This is a genomic window from Aquimarina sp. AWH4_224 (genome assembly GCF_056160245.1).
In genome coordinates, this window is sequence record NZ_JBSWWU010000003.1 from 88,406 (window position 1) to 108,092 (window position 19,687).

At 34.7% G+C, this 19,687-nt stretch carries 20 protein-coding genes; 10 read left to right on the plus strand and 10 right to left on the minus strand.

Features of this window, described 5'->3' with window-relative positions; genetic code table 11:
• Positions 1-24: 24 nt before the first annotated feature.
• The 6 genes from ACXAGJ_RS06410 to ACXAGJ_RS06435 all read left to right on the plus strand — a co-directional run bounded on the left by ACXAGJ_RS06410 (position 25) and on the right by ACXAGJ_RS06435 (position 6,538).
• Positions 25-2,190 carry a M3 family metallopeptidase gene (locus tag ACXAGJ_RS06410; protein WP_474838192.1) on the plus strand — a complete coding sequence of 722 codons (2,166 nt, stop codon included), beginning with the start codon at positions 25-27 and terminating at the stop codon, positions 2,188-2,190.
• Between the two features lie 79 nt (positions 2,191-2,269).
• On the plus strand, positions 2,270-2,962 hold the full coding sequence (locus ACXAGJ_RS06415; RefSeq protein WP_474838194.1) for a hypothetical protein: 693 nt from the start codon (positions 2,270-2,272) through the stop codon (positions 2,960-2,962).
• A gap of 528 nt (positions 2,963-3,490) precedes the next feature.
• Positions 3,491-3,949, plus strand: coding sequence for a fibronectin type III domain-containing protein (locus tag ACXAGJ_RS06420; protein WP_474838196.1), 459 nt, complete (start codon positions 3,491-3,493; stop codon positions 3,947-3,949).
• A gap of 256 nt (positions 3,950-4,205) precedes the next feature.
• The gene (locus ACXAGJ_RS06425; RefSeq protein ID WP_474838198.1) at positions 4,206-5,075 is read left to right on the plus strand and encodes an AraC family transcriptional regulator; all 870 of its coding nucleotides are present in this window, start codon (positions 4,206-4,208) and stop codon (positions 5,073-5,075) included.
• Positions 5,076-5,183: 108 nt separating this feature from the next.
• On the plus strand, positions 5,184-5,897 hold the full coding sequence (locus ACXAGJ_RS06430; RefSeq protein WP_474838200.1) for a pirin family protein: 714 nt from the start codon (positions 5,184-5,186) through the stop codon (positions 5,895-5,897).
• An 11-nt stretch (positions 5,898-5,908) separates the two neighbouring features.
• Complete coding sequence (locus ACXAGJ_RS06435; RefSeq protein ID WP_474838202.1) at positions 5,909-6,538, plus strand: NAD(P)H-dependent oxidoreductase; 630 nt, start codon at positions 5,909-5,911, stop codon at positions 6,536-6,538.
• Positions 6,539-6,641: 103 nt separating this feature from the next.
• Here ACXAGJ_RS06435 and rimO read toward each other — a convergent pair whose 3' ends face one another.
• Entirely contained in the window at positions 6,642-7,943 is a 1,302-nt protein-coding gene (rimO, locus tag ACXAGJ_RS06440) for a 30S ribosomal protein S12 methylthiotransferase RimO (protein WP_474838204.1), read from the minus strand.
• A gap of 140 nt (positions 7,944-8,083) precedes the next feature.
• Here rimO and ACXAGJ_RS06445 point away from each other — a divergent pair, with 140 nt between their 5' ends.
• Positions 8,084-9,178 (plus strand): serine hydrolase domain-containing protein, encoded by a 1,095-nt coding sequence (locus ACXAGJ_RS06445; RefSeq protein ID WP_474838206.1) that lies wholly within the window; start codon positions 8,084-8,086, stop codon positions 9,176-9,178.
• On the opposite strand, the gene ACXAGJ_RS06450 is transcribed toward ACXAGJ_RS06445, so the two are convergent.
• From ACXAGJ_RS06450 to rpmB, 7 genes are all read right to left on the minus strand, one after another.
• Entirely contained in the window at positions 9,171-10,844 is a 1,674-nt protein-coding gene (locus ACXAGJ_RS06450; protein WP_474838208.1) for an amidase family protein, read from the minus strand. The two genes, ACXAGJ_RS06445 and ACXAGJ_RS06450, sit on opposite strands and share 8 nt — an antisense overlap.
• Before the next feature lie 67 nt (positions 10,845-10,911).
• Positions 10,912-12,504 (minus strand): carboxypeptidase-like regulatory domain-containing protein, encoded by a 1,593-nt coding sequence (locus ACXAGJ_RS06455; protein WP_474838210.1) that lies wholly within the window; start codon positions 12,502-12,504, stop codon positions 10,912-10,914.
• A 126-nt stretch (positions 12,505-12,630) separates the two neighbouring features.
• Positions 12,631-14,292, minus strand: coding sequence for a carboxypeptidase-like regulatory domain-containing protein (locus tag ACXAGJ_RS06460; protein WP_474838212.1), 1,662 nt, complete (start codon positions 14,290-14,292; stop codon positions 12,631-12,633).
• Between the two features lie 114 nt (positions 14,293-14,406).
• Complete coding sequence (gene ftsY / locus ACXAGJ_RS06465; RefSeq protein WP_474838214.1) at positions 14,407-15,360, minus strand: signal recognition particle-docking protein FtsY; 954 nt, start codon at positions 15,358-15,360, stop codon at positions 14,407-14,409.
• 127 nt (positions 15,361-15,487) lie between these two features.
• Positions 15,488-15,640: a DUF4295 domain-containing protein gene (locus ACXAGJ_RS06470; protein WP_073320536.1), complete on the minus strand. Its 153-nt coding sequence runs from the start codon at positions 15,638-15,640 to the stop codon at positions 15,488-15,490.
• Positions 15,641-15,646: 6 nt separating this feature from the next.
• Positions 15,647-15,829, minus strand: coding sequence for a 50S ribosomal protein L33 (gene rpmG / locus ACXAGJ_RS06475; RefSeq protein WP_013070733.1), 183 nt, complete (start codon positions 15,827-15,829; stop codon positions 15,647-15,649).
• A gap of 26 nt (positions 15,830-15,855) precedes the next feature.
• Positions 15,856-16,095, minus strand: coding sequence for a 50S ribosomal protein L28 (gene rpmB, locus ACXAGJ_RS06480; protein WP_073320538.1), 240 nt, complete (start codon positions 16,093-16,095; stop codon positions 15,856-15,858).
• Between the two features lie 365 nt (positions 16,096-16,460).
• Between rpmB and ACXAGJ_RS06485 the strand changes: the two genes are divergently transcribed.
• From ACXAGJ_RS06485 to ACXAGJ_RS06495, 3 genes are all read left to right on the plus strand, one after another.
• Positions 16,461-16,868 carry a hypothetical protein gene (locus tag ACXAGJ_RS06485; RefSeq protein ID WP_474838219.1) on the plus strand — a complete coding sequence of 136 codons (408 nt, stop codon included), beginning with the start codon at positions 16,461-16,463 and terminating at the stop codon, positions 16,866-16,868.
• Positions 16,869-16,967: 99 nt separating this feature from the next.
• Positions 16,968-17,372: a hypothetical protein gene (locus ACXAGJ_RS06490; RefSeq protein WP_474838221.1), complete on the plus strand. Its 405-nt coding sequence runs from the start codon at positions 16,968-16,970 to the stop codon at positions 17,370-17,372.
• 210 nt (positions 17,373-17,582) lie between these two features.
• Positions 17,583-17,996 (plus strand): hypothetical protein, encoded by a 414-nt coding sequence (locus tag ACXAGJ_RS06495; protein ID WP_474838223.1) that lies wholly within the window; start codon positions 17,583-17,585, stop codon positions 17,994-17,996.
• Between the two features lie 5 nt (positions 17,997-18,001).
• Here the strand turns inward: ACXAGJ_RS06495 and ACXAGJ_RS06500 are convergent, their stop codons facing one another.
• Entirely contained in the window at positions 18,002-19,246 is a 1,245-nt protein-coding gene (locus ACXAGJ_RS06500; RefSeq protein ID WP_474838225.1) for a CinA family nicotinamide mononucleotide deamidase-related protein, read from the minus strand.
• Positions 19,247-19,258: 12 nt separating this feature from the next.
• Entirely contained in the window at positions 19,259-19,597 is a 339-nt protein-coding gene (locus ACXAGJ_RS06505; RefSeq protein WP_473281421.1) for an Hpt domain-containing protein, read from the minus strand.
• Positions 19,598-19,687: the final 90 nt, after the last annotated feature.

The following is a 19,687-nucleotide window of genomic DNA, read 5'->3' on the forward strand; positions in this document are numbered from 1 at the left end:
CATATTATCAATTAATACAACTCAATGAATATCCTACACATTCCTAAAAAAGCAACATCGATACTACTAGTAACTGCGATATTACTATCGAGTTGTGATAAAAAGAAGGAGACAGCAGAAAGCATGAAAACTGAAGAAACAAAAAATCTACTATTAGAAGAATGGACTGGAGATTATGGAGGTACTCCCGCCTTTGATAATATGAAAGTAGAAGATATCAAACCTGCCCTTGAAAAAGGAATGGAAATCAATCTAAAAGAAATTGAAAAAATAGCAAACAATCCAGAATCACCAACCTTCAAAAATACCATCGAAGAAATGGAACGTGCTGGTCAAGCATTGAATCGAGCCTTTACTTATTATGGTATTTTGAGAAGTAACATGTCTTCAGAAGCTTTTAGGGAGGTCCAAAAAGAAATGGCGCCCAAAATATCTGATTTCAGATCCAAAATTTCACAAAACGAGAAATTGTTTCAAAGAATCAAAGCGGTATATGAAAATTCACAAAAAACACCTTTGGAAACCGACCAGCAAAGAGTGGTGCAATTGGTATACGAACAATTTGCTATGAACGGTGCCGAGCTGGATGCCGAAAAGAAAAAAAGATATGCAGAAATCAACAAAGAATTATCAGGGCTATATACGAACTTCTCGAATAATATTTTGGCAGATGAAGAAGGGTATGTTACTTACTTAACCAAAGATCAACTTAGCGGTCTATCCGAACCTCTAATTAAAGCATATGCCAAGGCAGCAAAAGATCGGGGCGAAGAAGGCAAGTATGCGGTTACTAATACCAGATCATCTATGGATCCTTTTTTAACCTATTCGGACGAACGGGAGCTTAGAGAGAAAGTATGGAAAAACTACTACTCTAGAGGGGATAATGGAGATGATCATGATAACAATGACAATATTTCTAAAATTCTTAAGCTTAGAAAAGAACGCGTAGGTCTTTTGGGATATGACAATTATGCCGATTGGAGATTACAAAACAGAATGGCCAAAAATCCAGAAAATGCGATGACGCTTATGAATGCAGTTTGGCCTGCTTCGATTGCACGTGTAAAAGAAGAAGTAGCTGATATGCAAGCCGTTGTCGATGCTAATGGAGATAAGATTACTATTGAACCTTGGGACTACCGCTACTATGCTGAAAAAGTGCGTAAAAAGAAATATGACCTGGACTCCGACGAGGTAAAACAATATTTACAATTAGATAAACTACGTGAAGCCATGTTCTTTGTGGCTGGAGAGTTATTTAATTTCAAATTTTCAGAAATCACAGAAGGAAAAGTTCCTGTTTTTCATGAAGATGTAAAAGTTTGGGAAGTAAATGACAAGACTACAGGAGAGCACATTGGATTATGGTATTTGGATCCATTTGCAAGAAAAGGAAAACGTTCTGGCGCTTGGGCTACTACCTATAGAAGCCATACAACCTTTGATGGTAAAAAGACGGTTCTTGGATCGAACAACTCCAATTTTGTAAAACCCGCTCCCGGTGAGCCTGTTTTGGTATCTTGGGATGATGCAGAAACATTTTTTCATGAGTTTGGTCATGCACTACATTTCTTTGCCTCTGAAGTGAGATACCCTACACTAAATGGTGGAGTTAGAGATTATACAGAATTTCAATCTCAATTATTAGAAAGATGGTTATCTACAGATAAAGTGATTGATAATTATTTGGTGCATTACAAAACAGGAGAACCCATCCCAAAGACTTTGGTAGAAAAAATTAAAAAGGCAGCTACTTTTAATCAAGGTTTTGCGACTACAGAGTATTTGGCATCCGCTTTAATGGATATGAAATTTCATCTTGCGGATCCGTTTACTATTGATGTAGATAAATTTGAAAGAGAAACCCTAGCCGAACTAAAAATGCCTAAGGAATTGGTGATGCGTCATCGCACTCCTCATTTTGGACATGTTTTTTCTGGAGAAGGATATGCAACAGCCTACTATGGATATATGTGGGCAGATGTACTTACCTCTGATGCTGCCGAAGCATTTGCAGAAGCTCCAGACGGGTTTTATGACAAAGAAGTAGCCGATAAATTGGTTAAATATTTATTTGCTCCAAGAAACGCTATGGATCCTGCTGAAGCTTATAGAAAGTTTAGAGGTCGTGATGCAAATATAGAAGCGTTAATGAGGGACAGAGGTTTCCCGATTCCTAAGTCTTAAAACTCATATACAAATTGTAAAGCCGAAACTATTTGTTTCGGCTTTTTTTATATTTACCAAAACAAGATCAATTTGATATATGAATGATACGGTACGACTGGAGTCTGAAAAAATAATAAAGACTATTGACAAACTTGAAAAAAGAGTTGCCGATCGATTTCCTAATTCGAACTTAAGAAAGATATGTCTTCAGTTTTTGACCATTGCCCAGCAAAGTCAACATAATATCCATTGGATATCGAAACCCAATATCTCGTTACGATTTTTCTCCTATCTCATTATACTTGTAGGGATAGTCGGCTTACTTTATAGTATTACATTAATTGACCTCAAAATTGAAAATACTACATTGGCAAATGTTGTCACCGTCTCTGAAGCTATTTTTAACGACATCATACTTGTTGGTGCTGCTATTTTCTTTTTGGTCTCTTTAGAATCCCGCCTTAAAACCAGAAAGGCTTTAAAATCTCTAAATGAACTTAGAGTAATTGCTCATGTTATCGATATGCATCAACTCACCAAAGATCCCTATGTAAATGATAATCCAGAATCTGCTACCGAACATTCTCCAAAAAGAACACTAACCAAGTTTGAACTACAACGATATTTGGATTATTGTTCTGAAGCAACTGCTTTGGTAGGAGAAGTAGCGGCATTGTACTCACAAAGCTTGCCTGAAGAAGCCGTAGTTAGCGCTGTAAACGAAATAGAAACACTGACAACTGGATTAAGTAGAAAAATTTGGCAAAAATTAATCATTTTGAACAATTAAGAAGCTTTTCAAAACGACTTAATAAAAACAGTTGTATTTTGATCAAATCCAGGTACAAATTTTGTTTTATCAAACCATTATTACATGATAAATTTTAAGTAAAAGCATGGTATTTTTAAGTTACATTTTATGAAGTACACATTCCTTTTAATTAAAACAATTTATACATACAAAGAAACTTCATCGATATTGAATTATTATCGTAAAAAACCTATTTTATTTGACAAATCAATAATTTAAACTCAAAAAAAGGCTCTAATATTAAACTATTGTTAATTTTAATCGTTTTTGCACTTTTTTTAAGTTATCTATTTTTCACTAAAATCAAGCTTTTTTAATCATATTTTTAATCTCATCAAGAGAACCATTACCGTTTTCTAATTCTTATTAATCTTCTTATAAAAATACCTCAATTTACAATTTGATCCCAAAACATTAGTCACAATTCCAAAGGGTATTTTGAACACTATTTTTAGATAATTTTGTCCACGATTTCAAAAACAAAAACTAAACGAAAAAATCTCAATCATGTTAAAAAAATTACCCATTCTACTAGTTGCTATTTTTGCATTCATCGCATGCGAAACAGAAGATTTCGATATTGCACCTGTGCAAACTGATCAAACTAATAATGAAGAAACAGATGTTATTGGTATCGACCCGGATAACGAAGATGTAACTGAATTTTGTATCGTACCACAAAGACTTACTGCCGGAGAAGTGACTACAGAAAAAGCAAATGTAACTTGGGATGCCGAAAACGCTCAAAGTCTTACTTGGGAAATCAGATACGCAGAGAAGCCGGTATCATTAGATGACACTTTTACTGCAATAATCAATGATTCTGAATTGATATCAACTCAAACGAATACGGTAACTATCAATAATCTAAAATCCTCTACAGAATATATTGTAATTGTAAGAACTAAATGTTCTAATACAGAATTTAGCAAGTGGAGTAGTTCTTTAGTAATTACAACTTTATAATACAATACTACAGTACTATTTGAATTAGCCAGAAAAAATAAGTAGTATACACATAAAAAGGAGGTCAATATTGACCTCCTTTTTATGTGTATACTAACGTTTCGGTCCACATAGTTTAAATCATTCTTAGACAGAACGATAATTATAACAAGTTAGTAACTGCAAACATTTCCATGTATAAATAACATACTCCTAACAATCATCAAACCAAAAAACACGTATCTTGAGATGAAAATTTTGTTTCATTTTATGTGATATGACACAGTCGTCGCCAATTCCTACATACGAACTTATTGATCATTCCAAAAAGAGATTACTATTCAATATCCAGAAAATGGAGGATATTTATGATCGCCAAAAAGGAAACGGTAATCAACCGCATCGTCATGATTTTTATACTATCATTTTTGCAAAAAAGGCTTCTGGTATTCATCTTATTGATTTTAACGAATATCAACTCACCAATAATCTTATTTTTTTCGTAAGCCCTGGACAAGTACATCAAATTATAGAAAAAGAGCAATCCAATGGATGGGTCATCACTTTCTCTAGCGAATTCCTGGAAGAGAGTCACATCGATCACTGTTTTATAGAAGACATTAATTTATTTACTGATTATGGGCAATCTCCTCCATTACCTCTTAATCAGCAAGAAATTGATATTTTGAATGCATATAGTCATCAGATGCTAACTACTTTAAGTTCTGAAACCAAATTTAGGATGTCGGCAATAGGGGCTCTTTTGAAACTTTTTCTAATCACCTGCAACAATATATGTACTTTGGAACAAAAAAATCCTCAACAGGTACATGCTGGCACCACTATTCTTAAAGCTTATAAAAATCTGATCGAAAATCATTTTTCCGAATGGCACAAGGTGCATCAATATGCAGAAGCACTACATGTTACTCCCGATCATTTGAACCGTACTATTAAGCTTTTAATTGGTAAAACCGCAAAAGAATACTTACAATCCAGAATTATAATTGCAGCAAAGAGAATGTTGTTCTTCTCGGATCTTAGCACTAAAGAAATTTCATTTGAACTTGGGTTTTCTGAACCCTCTAACTTCAGTAATTTTTTTAAAAAAATTACTGGTATATCGCCTTCTCAATATGGGAAATAAGATACATGTCGGATTTTTATATGTCTATCCAGTGTTCTCGCATTTTCTATTAATCCGAGTATCACCAATTTTGTATTGCAAAATAATTTATAAAAGAAAGGCGATACAATGAAAACAATATTGCATAAAGCAGAAACTCGAGGAAAAGCAAATCATGGATGGTTGAATTCCTACCATTCTTTTAGTTTTGCCAATTATTACAACCCCGAACGCACCAACTTTGGAGCATTACGCGTTCTCAATGATGATACTGTAGCTCCGGGAATGGGTTTTGGAAAACATCCTCATGATAATATGGAGATTATTTCTATTCCTTTAGAAGGTGATCTTGAACATCAGGATAGTATGGGCAATACTACAGTGATCAAAGAAGGAGATATTCAGGTAATGAGCGCAGGAACTGGAGTTTTCCATAGTGAATACAATAAAAATAAAGATAAAGAAGTCAAATTTCTTCAAATCTGGGTATTCCCTAACAAAAAAAATGTTGACCCCCGATATGATCAAATCACATTAGCCCCAGAAAGCCTACAGGGAAACTTGCAGCAAATCCTTTCCCCAAATAAAAGCGATGAAGGGGTATGGGTACACCAGAATACCTGGTTTCATATGGGATCTTTTGAAAAAGGTGAAGCATTTTCGTATTCACTCAAAGATCCAAAGAATGGAGTGTATGCTTTTGTTTTGGAAGGAGACATTACCATAGAAGACCAAAAACTAAACCGACGCGATGGTTACGGAATATGGGATATCGATCAAATAAAACTCCAATCCGATAGCACATCAAAACTATTACTAATAGAAGTACCAATGTCTATTTAAAACATAATAACATGCAACTAGTAGAAAATTTAAAATGGCGTTATGCCACCAAAAAGTTTGACGAGACTAAAAAAGTATCAGCAACAGATCTTGAAAAGATAAAAGAAGCTATTTCCTTATCTGCCTCATCCTATGGGCTACAAGCCTATAAGGTATTGATCATAGAGAATACAGAACTCCGAAAAAAATTACAACCCGCATCGTGGGGACAATCTCAAATAGTAGACGCTTCTCATTTGATCGTGTTTTGCAATTATACCAAAGTACAACCCGAAGTAATCGATGAGTACCTAGAGTTGAAAGCAAATACACAGGGATTAAATGTCGACGATCTATCTGGATACGGAGATTTCATGAAATCTAAAATTGGTAGTTTACCAGAAGATGCTGTCAAAGCCTGGACCGCAAAACAGACCTATATTGGGCTTGGAAATTTACTTGCTGCCTGTGCAGAATTAAAAATTGACTCTTGTCCTATGGAAGGTTTTGAAGCTGAACAATACGAACAAATCTTAGGGCTGAAAGAAAAAGGATTGTCCGCCGCAGTAATTGCAACTATTGGATATCGTTCTAGTGAAGATCCAACGCAAAATAGCAAAAAGGTTCGCAAGCCAATTAATGAATTGTTTGAGGTACTGTAATCTTATAAACATCAAATAAAAAGAAGCTCCTATTGAGCTTCTTTTTATGTACTAAACCATTTATTAATGCATTCGATAGAGAACACAATACCGTAAAATAAGATTACACGATTTCTCCGTATAAATCAAAATCCTCGGCTTCATAAATTTTAACCGTAGCAAACTCTCCTACTTTTAGATAATACTTTGAAGCATCAATGAGTACTTCATTATCTACATCGGGTGAATCAAATTCTGTTCGCCCTACAAAGTAATTCCCTTCTTTGCGATCTACGACAATCTTGAATTCTTGTCCTATCTTTTGTTGATTTAACTCCCAAGAAATCTGGGATTGAATTTCCATAATCTCGTTAGCTCTTTCCATTTTCACTTCTTCCGGGACATCATCTTCAAGCGAAAAAGCATGGGTATTTTCTTCATGCGAATAGGTAAAACAACCCAGGCGTTCAAAACGCATTTCTTTTACCCAATCTCTTAGGGTTTCAAAATCCTCTTGGGTCTCTCCCGGATACCCTACAATAAGTGTTGTTCTTATAGCCATTTCTGGAACTGCTGTTCTAAATTCTTGCAGTAGTTTGGTTGTTTTGGCTTTTGTAGTACCTCTACGCATGGATTTTAGTATCGGATCCGCAATATGCTGTAGCGGAATATCGATATAATTACAAATCTTAGGTTCTTGCTTCATGACCTCAAGAACTTGCATCGGAAAACCAGTTGGAAAAGCATAATGCAAGCGAATCCATTCGATTCCCTCTACCTTAACCAACGCTTTAAGTAGATCTGCTAATTTTCGTTCTTTATATAAATCCAAACCGTAATAGGTAAGATCTTGAGCGATCAAAATCAGCTCTTTTACTCCATCTGCTGCCAGTTTTTCGGCCTCTACTACCAGATCCTCAATTGGAGTAGATTTATGCTTTCCTCTCATTAAAGGGATCGCACAAAAAGAACAAGGACGATCACATCCTTCTGCAATTTTGAGGTACGCATAGTTTTTTGGGGTTGTGGTAAGCCGCTCCCCTATCAACTCGTGTTTGTAATCTGCACCAAGTGCCTTTAATAAGCCGGGTAACTCTGTAGTTCCGAAATATTGATCTACATCAGGAATTTCTTCTTCCAGATCTGGCTTGTACCTTTCCGAAAGACAACCAGTAACAAACACTTTATCAACAACTCCATCTTCTTTTTTCTGCACATACTCCAAAATGGTATTTACAGATTCTTCTTTGGCATTTGCAATAAAACCACAAGTATTGATCACCACAATATTTCCTTCCTCTTCATGAACTACTTCTTTGTTGTTTGCTTTGAGTTGGCCCATCAACACTTCGCTATCATACACATTCTTGCTACAACCAAGCGTTACAACATTGATCTTGTTCTTTTTTAATGTCTTTGTTCTCATATCTTTCAGATAAAGGTGTGCAAAGATACAATGATTAAACCAAGTTTGAACACAAATTGGAGTACAATATGTTAAAGATTGTTAGGCTAATTAAACCTTTTGTATATTAATGAGTCCAAATCTACAAACATTACTACCCTATGAAAAAGGCCTACCTATTATGTGCATTGATTGCTTTTGGCATGCTATCCTGTTCTGAAGATGATAATAGCAATGAACTCCCTCCGAGTTCTCCGGATTTAAGTCAAATATATTTCCCTCCGGTTACTTCCCAGGAATGGGAAAAAGCTTCCATATCTGATTTGGGATGGAATACAGATGAAGAACAGCCTTTGTATGATTTTTTGGAAAATAAAGGTACCAAAGCTTTTATTATTTTGAAAAACGGAAGGATTGTTGTCGAAAAATACTTCAATGGTGGCTCTGCATCTGAAAATTACCCCTGGTATTCTGCAGGAAAAACCCTGACCGCTACTCTTACTGGAATTGCCCAGCAAGAGGGTCTTTTACAAATTGATGAACCTTCTTCATTATATCTGGAAAGTGGATGGGCCAATATCACAGGTACCCAAGAATCACAAATAACCATTCGCAATCATTTGACCATGACTACTGGTTTGGATTATAATGTTGCGAACACCAATTGCACAGATGCAGATTGCCTTACTTACTTGAATGAGGCTGGAACATTTTGGTACTATCACAACGCAGCATATACCTTGTTGACCGATATTGTTTCTTCGGCTGCAAATACGACTTACAACACCTATTTTAACTCTAAAATAGGTAGTCCTATTGGTATGGATGGTACCTGGCTTAGATTAGGATATGCTCATGTATTTTATAGTACAGCAAGAAGTATGGCAAGATTTGGATTACTAAGCTTGAATGAAGGTGCTTGGGATAACACCAATATTTTAACCGATACTCAATATTATGAAGACATGACTTCAACATCTCAAGACTTAAACGCTGCCTATGGCTATCTTTGGTGGCTTAACGGATCATCCAACTACAGAGTCCCTGCATCTGAAACTCAGTTTAACGGAGAACTTATTCCCGATGCTCCTCAGGATTTAATCGCAGGCCTAGGTAAAGACGACCAGAAGCTCTACGTTGTACCTAGTCAAAATCTGGTTATTGTACGCTTGGGTGATAGTGCAGGTGCATCATTTCTTGGCCCCTCTAGCTTTGACAATGAATTATGGCAAAAAATTAATCTATTGATTAATTGATATAATTTGACGGCATTTTTCGCTCTTTAGAAACTTGCTCATACCCATATCCAAACTGAAGTAATTGAGCTTCAGAAAATTCTTTGGCAATAAAGGTAAGCCCCTTTGGCTCTCCTTTTTCAGTATACCCCATAGGAACGGTTAGTGCCGGATATTTTGCAACAGCAGCATATCCAGCATGGTAGTTATTAATAGAGAGCACCGCATCCAGTTGATGTTTATCTATATGTACATCAAAATAAGCTCGTGCCGTTTTTTTAAGGTTTGCTTTGATCTCTTCTAACTCTTCTGCTGTAGTTGGATCTTGCATAATACCTTCAAACAATTGCTGCCCATAAGGAATTCGGATTACAGAATCTGCTCTATTAAACGCAATGGCATCTTCTATATTTTTGATGGTTACCTGAGCTCCTGCATTTTGACTGATATATTTAGGCAAGTCATTTTTCATATCAATATTCAAAATACTCAAAAAACCTGGTAATGGCGTTTGTTCTGGTTCTAATACCACAATCTCACTACCTGCCTTTTTCAGTTTTTCTACAGCTATATTATAAATAGAATCTTCTAATAATCCTTTTATCACTCCAAAACGCTTTCCTTTTACCGTTGCATTCTTGAGTTGATCAACAAAAGTGGCCTCTACTGCTACAGAAGCTTCGTCCTGACTATCTTTCCCTACCAAGGCATCAAAAAGAATTGCATTATCAATTACGTTTTTCGTCATAGGACCAGGAGTATCCAAGGTACTGGAAATAGGAACTATTCCTGATCTACTCAATACCCCAATCGTAGGCTTAAGTCCTACTACCGAATTTTGACTTGAAGGTGATAAAATAGACCCACTGGTCTCTGTCCCCACAGCAGCCACACAATAGTTTGCAGCTACGGTAACACCACTACCCGAACTAGATCCTCCGGATTCAAAAACCATTCTACCGTAAGGGTTCATCGTTTGCCCTCCTACTGCACTATAGCCAACTGGACATCCGGAACACATAAAATACGCCCATTCACTTAGATTAGCTTTCCCCAAAATCAAAGCTTTTTGGTCTAATAGCTTTTTGGTAATAAAAGCATCACCTGTTGTGTTATTTTGCAAAGCAACAGCCCCTGCTGTAGTAATCATTCCTTTGGTATTGATATTATCCTTCAATAAAATCGGCATACCATGCACAGAATGGATATCAATAGTCGATTTATCTACTTGGTCTAACGCTCTTGCTTGTTGTACCACCTTAGGATTCAGTAAAATCACCCCATTAAGAGACAAGTTATTATCACTTTCGTATTTACGTATTCTATAGATATAAAACAATGTGAGATCTTCATAGGTTAGTTTACCGTCGATTATGCTTTGTTGTAATGTTGGAATGTCTTTTTCTAGAATTACATCCTTCAGCGCATTATATTTTTCCGGAGTAAAATAGTCCAGTTCCTGTTCAACTCCCTTCCAAATATTGTTTTTATCATAAACTTTAGAGTTGACCAATTTTAAATGCATCCGTTCCTGTTCTAACTTAAGAGTCTTTGCCAAGTCTGCTGTTTCATCGTAAGATTGCCAAGTTACTGTAGGTTGTTTTTCGACAACAGGTTTAGTTTCCTTTTGTTGTTTACATGCTAAAAAACTAAAAAATACAATTAATAGAAGACCAATCTTTTTCATTAGTAGAGAGTTTATGCTTTTTGTGTTTACCTTATGGTTTCTAAAAATAGGCGTTTACGAAAAGTAATCAATGTTTTTTATTTTTTTTTAACGGAGTATTGATCCAATACTTACTTTTATCCTCAAAATCATTGATTTCAGCCTTAGACAAAGGAGTATACTTATCCATCACTTCATATCCTTCCTGGATTTCCATGTTTGGAAAAACTTCCTGAACAAATATCTCTCTGTATTGATTCAAAAGCAATTTATGGATATCATGCAATACATTACCATGTATATCTTTGATTCCTTTCAACATCAAACCTATGCTTCTAGATAAATGCTTAGATTCTTCATCCGTCATGCCTAATCTTGATGCATCGTCTAATTTGATTTGAATTTGTCGATCGAGTACCAAAAGACTAGTGATAACAACATCCTTTCCGTTGTGTTTCAATTTAGGGCGTTTTAAATGACTAATGGTAAAGTTGGTATTCAATTCATTATTAAAGAAAACATCTAGAATATTTTCTTGCGGACTGTATACTACATTCTCAATTTTAAATTCGGGATCTTTGAATACTTCAAACCTATTATTAAACGTGATATAATTCAAATACATCTTCTCCTCTACACTTTTGTAGGCGATGGTTATCGCATATAACGGAGCGTCTTTAAACGATTCAAATACGGTATAGCTCAATTTATGAATCGCAAAACTCTCTGTATTTACGAATATCTTTCCTGTAGCATAGTGTTGCGGTCCTGAAGCATATGCGTTAGTAGAGAAGTCTATTTCATAAATCGGAATAGTGTCTAAAAAGCGAATTTGATTCAATTCGAATCTATGATTTGCAACAAAATCTTCTCTTAAATTTTCAACAAATGAGAACGATGGTTTGTCGTGGTTTCTCAAAGCATCAGTTAGTAATAGGATATTAAACTCATTTCCTCCAAAGGCAGGAATGATCGTATTCTCTAAATACTTTTTACTGTGATTATCATAGGGAATAGATAAGGAATTGTCTCTTTCAAAATCTTTATTCTCCACATAGCTATACAACACCGTTTGATTTCTTTGATGAGTCATGTTGTCTGTGGCAAAACCAGCATCATATACTTGAATTACACTTTCATTAAGGTTAATATACTCGGGTATGTACTGCCTATTTGACCGAGAGATATATAAACTATCTGCTGGTTGTTGGTAATCCCTGTAATAGGCGATATAGGAAAATGGGGTTAGTGGGTAGTTATTATCAATACTAGCTATTGCCTTTTTTACTATCTGTTTTGCAGATAAGAGTTTCTTCCTTTTTTTCTTTGATTTAAGGGTTACTGTTTCTAACTGATCGACACTTGGAGCAAGATAAATGATATTCGTGTGTTTTTTGTTCAATTCGGAAATTGAAATTTCTCTTGAAACATACCCAATAGAAGACACCTTAATTTTACTGGACATTTCCAAATCCCCAGGCAACCTAAATTGTCCTTTATCATCTGCCACAACTCCTAGATTAGTCCCTACCAATTTTATCGTAGCATAGTAGACCGGAGTTTTGGAATCCTGATTTATTATTTTACATATCAACTGATCTGTACTGATATTTTGAGCATGGATAAGTGATAAAAAAAATATTGAATAGAAAATAATCAAGAGTACTCCCCTACTGTTCATAACCAAATCTTTAATTACTCACCTTAAAATAAAAAAAGAGGTTAAGAAATACTCTTAACACCCTTTCTTTTAACGCTTTAATAACAATATCCTTACAAAATAGGATCAACCACACATTGGGACGATCTATTGAGTCTTATTTTTCTTTAATGGGGTATTCAACCAATATTCATTTTTCCTTTCGAATTCATTGATTTCAGAAGTTGCCAAGGGTGTATGTTTGTTCATCACTTTAACGTCTTCTGGTAAATCTTTTTCCGGAAACACCTCTTGCACAAACATTTCTCGATACTGATTTAATTTAATGTCAGGAGTTTTGTTCAACACATTCCCATCGACATCTTTAATATTCTTAATTTTTAACCTAATTTCATCAGGAAAAGTTTTTTCATTAAAATTAGGTAGAGCATATAACTGCTTTTTATCCAGATAGATCCTTATACGGTCATCCAAAACCACGACTTCTTTTATTGATACCTTCTCTTCTTTATAAGAATATGTCGCTTTGAACTTTTTTTGAATCGGGGCAATGGATGCCTCATCTACTTTTCTATTGAAATAAACATCGTAAAAAACATCTTCCACGTAGAAATATTCATTATTTACATAGAGATCCTTGACATTTAACTTTTTTTCTTTCACTTTGAAATAATCATCACTCTTCACCTGGAAACGATTATTAAATGTGATATAATTCAAATACATTTTTTCACCAATAGGAGCATACTCCATCGTAACTCCATAAAGCATTTTTTTAAACCTTTTTTCGTAAACCTGATAGTTAAGTTTATGGATCGCATAGTTTTCTTTGGCAATAAAAATGGTTCCTTTTGCCACATATTTTCGTCCTGATACGCTTTCTTGAGCCTTGAAAATAATCTCATAAATAGGTTGACCATTGCGATAGCTAACCCCGTTTATCTCAAAGAAGTGATTTTCGGTAAAATTTGCTCTAAATACATTAACAAAGGAAAATGACACCTTATTATGATTTCGAATCGCATTAGTCACATTAAGCACGCTTAACTCATTACCACCAAACGGTGGGATTTTCACATTTTCAAGATATTTTTTTCTTTTGTTATCGTAAGGAACCGACAGGGTGTTATCCCTGGTAAAAGTTTCATTTTTATGATACCTGTAAACCAACGTTTGATTTTGTTGATTATTAAAATAATCGGTACCGAAGCCAGCGTCAAATACCTCTACAATACCCTCGTTAAGGTTGAGATACTCTACATCTTGATTTCTCTTGCGCACTTTTTCATAGGAATCGTCTATTGGTTGTTGGTAATCCCTATAATATGCAATATACGAGGAAGGCTTTCTGGCATGATTGACCGATAGTTTTTTTAATGCTTCGATGACAATTGTCTCAGCATTAGGTAATTTTTCTTTTTTGCTCTCAGTACTTTTTTTGGAAACTAACATTACCTGTTCCAATTCTTCAACATCAGGGAGTAGTTGAATAATATTAACCTGGTCCTTCCGAAGTTCGCTTAGGTAGATTTCTTTGGTTCTATATCCAATCGATGAGATCGTAATCTTGGCCGAAGTGTTTGGTTTGGTATATGCTAAAAGTCTAAACTCTCCTTTATCATCTGCGATTAACCCTTTGTTAGTTCCAGTAAATCTTACAGTAGCATAGTATACTGGGAATTTCGTTTTTGAATCCAAAACCCTACAAAGCAATTCACCACTTTCTATTTGATCTTGAGCATGTACTTCTGACCAAAATACAGTTAAAAAAACAAAACAAAGGATATAACTTTTCTTAAGTAGTTCCATGAAAAATTGATGCGCTATCGGTTAATATTTATTTTCCCTAACAGAAAATTAACAAAAAAAAGACACTTTGACGATTTCAAAGTGTCTTTTTAACTATTTCATAACGCTTTCTCTCTACTTGAAAAAAGAATCTACAAATTCGTATTTATTAAAAACCTGAAGATCTTCTATGCCTTCTCCTACACCAATATATTTTACAGGAATTTGAAATTGATCGCTAATCCCAATCACTACTCCACCTTTAGCCGTTCCATCTAATTTGGTTACCGCCATCGAAGTCACCTCGGTTGCTGCAGTAAATTGTTTGGCTTGCTCAAAAGCATTTTGTCCTGTAGAACCATCCAAAACCAATAACACATCATGAGGAGCATCTCCTATCACCTTTTGCATTACCCGTTTTACTTTGGTCAGCTCATTCATCAAGTTGATCTTATTATGTAATCGTCCTGCTGTATCTATAATAATGACATCTGCATCCTGATTTACACCAGATTGTAAGGTATCAAATGCAACTGATGCTGGATCACTTCCCATCTCTTGTTTTACAATCGGTATATCTACTCGATCTGCCCAAACCTGAAGTTGATCTATTGCAGCTGCTCTAAAGGTATCTGCTGCTCCCAGCACTACTTTCAAACCTTTTTTGTTAAACTGGTATGCTAATTTTCCTATTGTAGTGGTTTTGCCTACTCCATTTACTCCAACCACCATCAGCACATAAGGTTTTTTACCTTCTGGAATTTCGTAATCTGTAGCCTCACCAACATTTGTTTCGGATAGTAACCCTGCAATCTCTTCGCGCAGTATTTTATTCAATTCATCTGTACCTAGGTATTTATCTTTTGCTACACGATTTTCGATTCTCTCTATAATCTTTATCGTTGTCTTGACACCTACATCACTAGTTACCAAAACTTCTTCCAGTTCATCCAAAACATCATCATCAACTTTGGACTTTCCTGCAACTGCTTTACCAAGCTTAGAAAAAAAACTAGTTTTGGTTTTTTCTAATCCTTTATCTAGAGTCTCTTTCTTTTCAGAGGAAAATATATTTTTAAAAAGTGCCATTTCTTCAATTCTATATCATGATTTCTAAAAATCTTTTGCCTTAGCAAAAAGACTGCCTAAATATAAAAAGAAAGAGCCATTTCAATGCAATTGAAACGGCTTCTTTTAAATATCTTTTAACAGGAAATTACTTTTTCTTTAAAAAGTCATTTACAAGTTCTGGAGCCATAATAGATTCTACAAAGGTATACGCTCCTGTTTTTGGAGACTTTACCATTTTGATGGCTTTAGTCAATCTTTTTGACCCTGTTTGTAACGATGCTACTGATTTCTTTGCCATGTCTTATTATTTAATTTCTTTATGAACCGTCATTTTCTTAAGAATAGGATTAAATTTCTTTAACTCCATTCTGTCCGGTGTATTCTTTTTGTTCTTCGTAGTGATGTATCTTGATGTACCTGGCTGACCAGAAGCTTTGTGCTCTGTACATTCTAAGATTACCTGTACTCTGTTACCTTTCTTCGCCATTTCTAATATCTTTTATAAAAGGAGAATTATTTATTTAAGAAACCTTTTTCTCTAGCTTCTTTAAGTACAGCAGAGATCCCGTTCTTGTTTATATTTTTTAATGCCGCAGTAGACACTTTTAGCGTTATCCAACGATCTTCTTCTGGAATATAAAAACGCTTCTTGATCAAATTCGCATTGAATTTACGTTTCGTTTTATTCATCGCGTGAGAAACGTTATTTCCCACCATTGCTTTTTTTCCTGTAAGCTCGCAAACTCTTGACATTTCTTCTTAATTTTGGTGTTATTTCAAAACAGGGTGCAAAGTAACGAATAATTTCCCGAACAGCCAATAATAGTTTTTAAAATTTTCTTCTTTATCAAAAGTTTTTTTTAACCTCCCATTTTTCTTGTAATGAAGCACCTTTTGTAAAACCTTACCTTAAAAATTATCAAAACAATATTTTTTTACTAAAACGCACCAAAAAACGACACAAAACACTATTAATCAACAAAATAAACTTTATTAATTTTAATGCATTCCCAATTTCATCATCATTAAGGGGATTGGTTTCTAGTTAAACAAAATTAGTTTTTTGAAACCTACTATTGTATATTTATTGTTTATTACCCCTAAATCATTTATCCATAATGCCTAATAGTCTTAAGAACGAACTAATAAAAAAACATACTATTGCTAATATAGGTACTTTCTACTATTACGATCATTTTATGATTTCCGAAATTAATGAAGGAGTCGTAGTTGATCTTAAAATGACACTTGAAGTCACCAATACTCTAACTAAGAAATACTACGGCCGAAAAAAACCTTTTGTATACATTACCAATCGAGTTAACTCCTATTCGATGGATCCAACAATTCACTTTGAAACTGCAAAAATACTACCTAACACATTAGGATATGCAATAGTTACTTACGATAAGACCAATACCGATGTTGCTAATCTTGAAAAAGCTTTCTTGAAAATTCCCATACAAATTTTTCATAGCCTCGATCTGGCTGTGCAATGGGCAGAAAGTATTATACCAAAGGATTAACTCTCTTCACACAAAACATAAATAATTACTAATCAGCGATTACCTTGTAATCGATAAATCAATACATTGACTAATCCCCAAATCAAAAAAAGTAAAAACATGTCAGATCATTTAATTGCTAAACACGAAATCAACCTGGGCACATTTTATTTTTATACTAATTATTTTGTTTCAGAAGTTAAAGAAGGTATAACAATATCTCTTGACAAACTTGATGAGATTATACCTTTAGTTTTAAAGTATTATGAAAATGGAGAACCTTTCAGTTATATTTCTAACCGAATCAACTCTCATAGTATTTTACCTCATCAGTACGGTGAATGCCCTTTACTTCACTTAGATAATTTTGTAAGCTACGCGACAGTTACCTATAGCCACCTTTGCAGCAAATCGGTTGAAGTAGAAAAGCACTTTGCTAAAAGACCATTTTATAACTTCTCCAGCCTACAGGAGGCGATCACTTGGGTTCATACCGAATTAGACGACAATAAAAATAAATCTTAGTGCAAGAGGTAAAATATACTAGCAACTTTTTTCAAACGATACATTCTACCAGCTGAAGCGTTTCACTTTTATTCATAAAGTCTTATACGCTTTCATGAGTTTTATATGAGAACAAATAGAGCTTATGTCGATTAGAATGACAGTAAAGTCCAATTCTGACCAGCTTTAATTATTATTACTTATTTTAGAAAAATAAAACAGTTTTTTTTAATGATTGAAAACATTAATACCCCTCTTTTAAATAAACATGAAATTGATATTGGTTGGTTTTATTTTTATGAAAATTTCGTAGTTGGAAATGTCAATCAAGGATTGGATCTTAATTTTGACAGCGGGAAAAAACTCTATGAATTGATCCTATATTATTACAAAGGCATCAAGCCTTTTACTTATATCTCTCAGCGAGTTAATTCTTATTCCTTTAAACCCACTAGAATTCATGGAGTTGAAGAGCATTTCCCTAACTTAAAAGGTTATGCCATTGTAATTTATGACCCTGTGAATTATAAAGTAGCAAAGTTAGAAGAAACCTTTACAAGTATGCCAACTTATGTAACCGATGATTTAGAGAACGCTATTACCTGGTCAAATAAAATTCTTTCAAAAGAAGAAGCTGAAGAATAAAATACTTATCTATTCAGTTCATTTAATAACAGCTCTAGAGATTTATTAACCGTTTTCCCAATAGTTCTTTCTCTATGATTGCTGAAGTTATATTCTTTTGAAAACACTGTTGTTGGAGTAGCAATGGCAATAAAAACCGTTCCTACTTCTACATCACCGTCACCTTTTGTCGGTCCGGCATTACCTGTTGTGGCAATAGCATATTCTGATTTAAATTTAAATTTTGCTGTTTTAGCCATTTCTTCCGCAACTTGAAAACTAGTTACCGAATATTTTTGAATAATATCTGCATCGACACCCAAAATATCAATCTTTGACTGGGTAGCATATGTCACTGCACCCCCTTTAAAATATTTTGAAGCACCCGCATTGGCCGTAAACAACTGCGCAATTCTCCCTCCTGTACAACTTTCAGCAACTGACAATGAAGCTCCTTTTTTAACCAACAACTCTCCTATCCTAACCTCTATAGTTTGATCATCTTCATAACCTACAATAATATCTCCAATGATATGGTTCAGTGCTTCTATTTTTTCTGAAATCGTTTCTTCGAGGAGCTGCTTATCTTTTCCTCTACCGGAGAGTCGTAAACGAACTCTTCCTAAATTCGGTAGATATGCTAGTTTTATAAAATCGGGTAAGCTATCTTCCCAATCCTCAATTTTTGCAGCTATAGCACTTTCTCCCATACCATAGGTCTGCACCGTTTTATGTACAATAAACGGTCGATCAAATCTTTTCTGTAATCTTGGGAGCACTTCGGTTTTCATCAGCCCTTTCATCTCAAAAGGCACTCCTGGCATGGATACCAAAACTGTACCTTGATCCTCAAACCACATCCCAGGAGCAGTTCCATATTGATTCATCAAGACCGTGCAACGACTTGGAACCAAAGCTTGTTTTCGATTTACATCTGAAATAGGCGTAGAAATATATTTAGCAAACAAATCTTCAATATGCTTTAGAACCGCATCATTTTGGATCAGGTGATCATCAAAATACTCACATATTGTGTGTTTCGTGATATCATCTTTAGTAGGCCCTAAACCGCCTGTTATTAGAACGATATCTACTCTGTTCCTGGCTTCTTCTATTGCATTTAGGATATGTTGTCGATCATCACTTATAGAAGTAATTTGATATACATCTACCCCTATTTTATTGAGTTCTTTACCCATAAAGGCAGAATTGGAATCTACAATCTGTCCGATAAGGATTTCATCACCAATGGTAATAATTTCTGCTAACATATTTTTGGAAAGCTACGCGAAATCGACTTTTAAGGAGGCTATAGCCACATTAACGGTAGACACAATCTCGTCTAATACTGCTTTTATTTCTTCTTTTGGCTTATTTGTTTTAGACCATGCCTCAATTTGCTTGATTTGAGATAACAAATCGATATCAAATAACTGAAGATTTGGTTTCATCTTATGAGCGTATTGATAAGCCATCTGTGGATTATCTGCGTCGACTGCCTGAACCATATTTTCAAGATCTGGTGGAATCTCCTCTAAAAAAGTCTGTACCAGAACTGCAATAAATTCGTCATCACCTCCAGATAATTCATTTACATTTTTCAAACTATATCCTTTGCTCATGTATTTTATTTTTATTGAAAAGGTTCTTTATAAACTCTACAAGAAGCTTATCCAATGTAAAGCATCTGCGTTGTAAGAGTTATTTGTAAA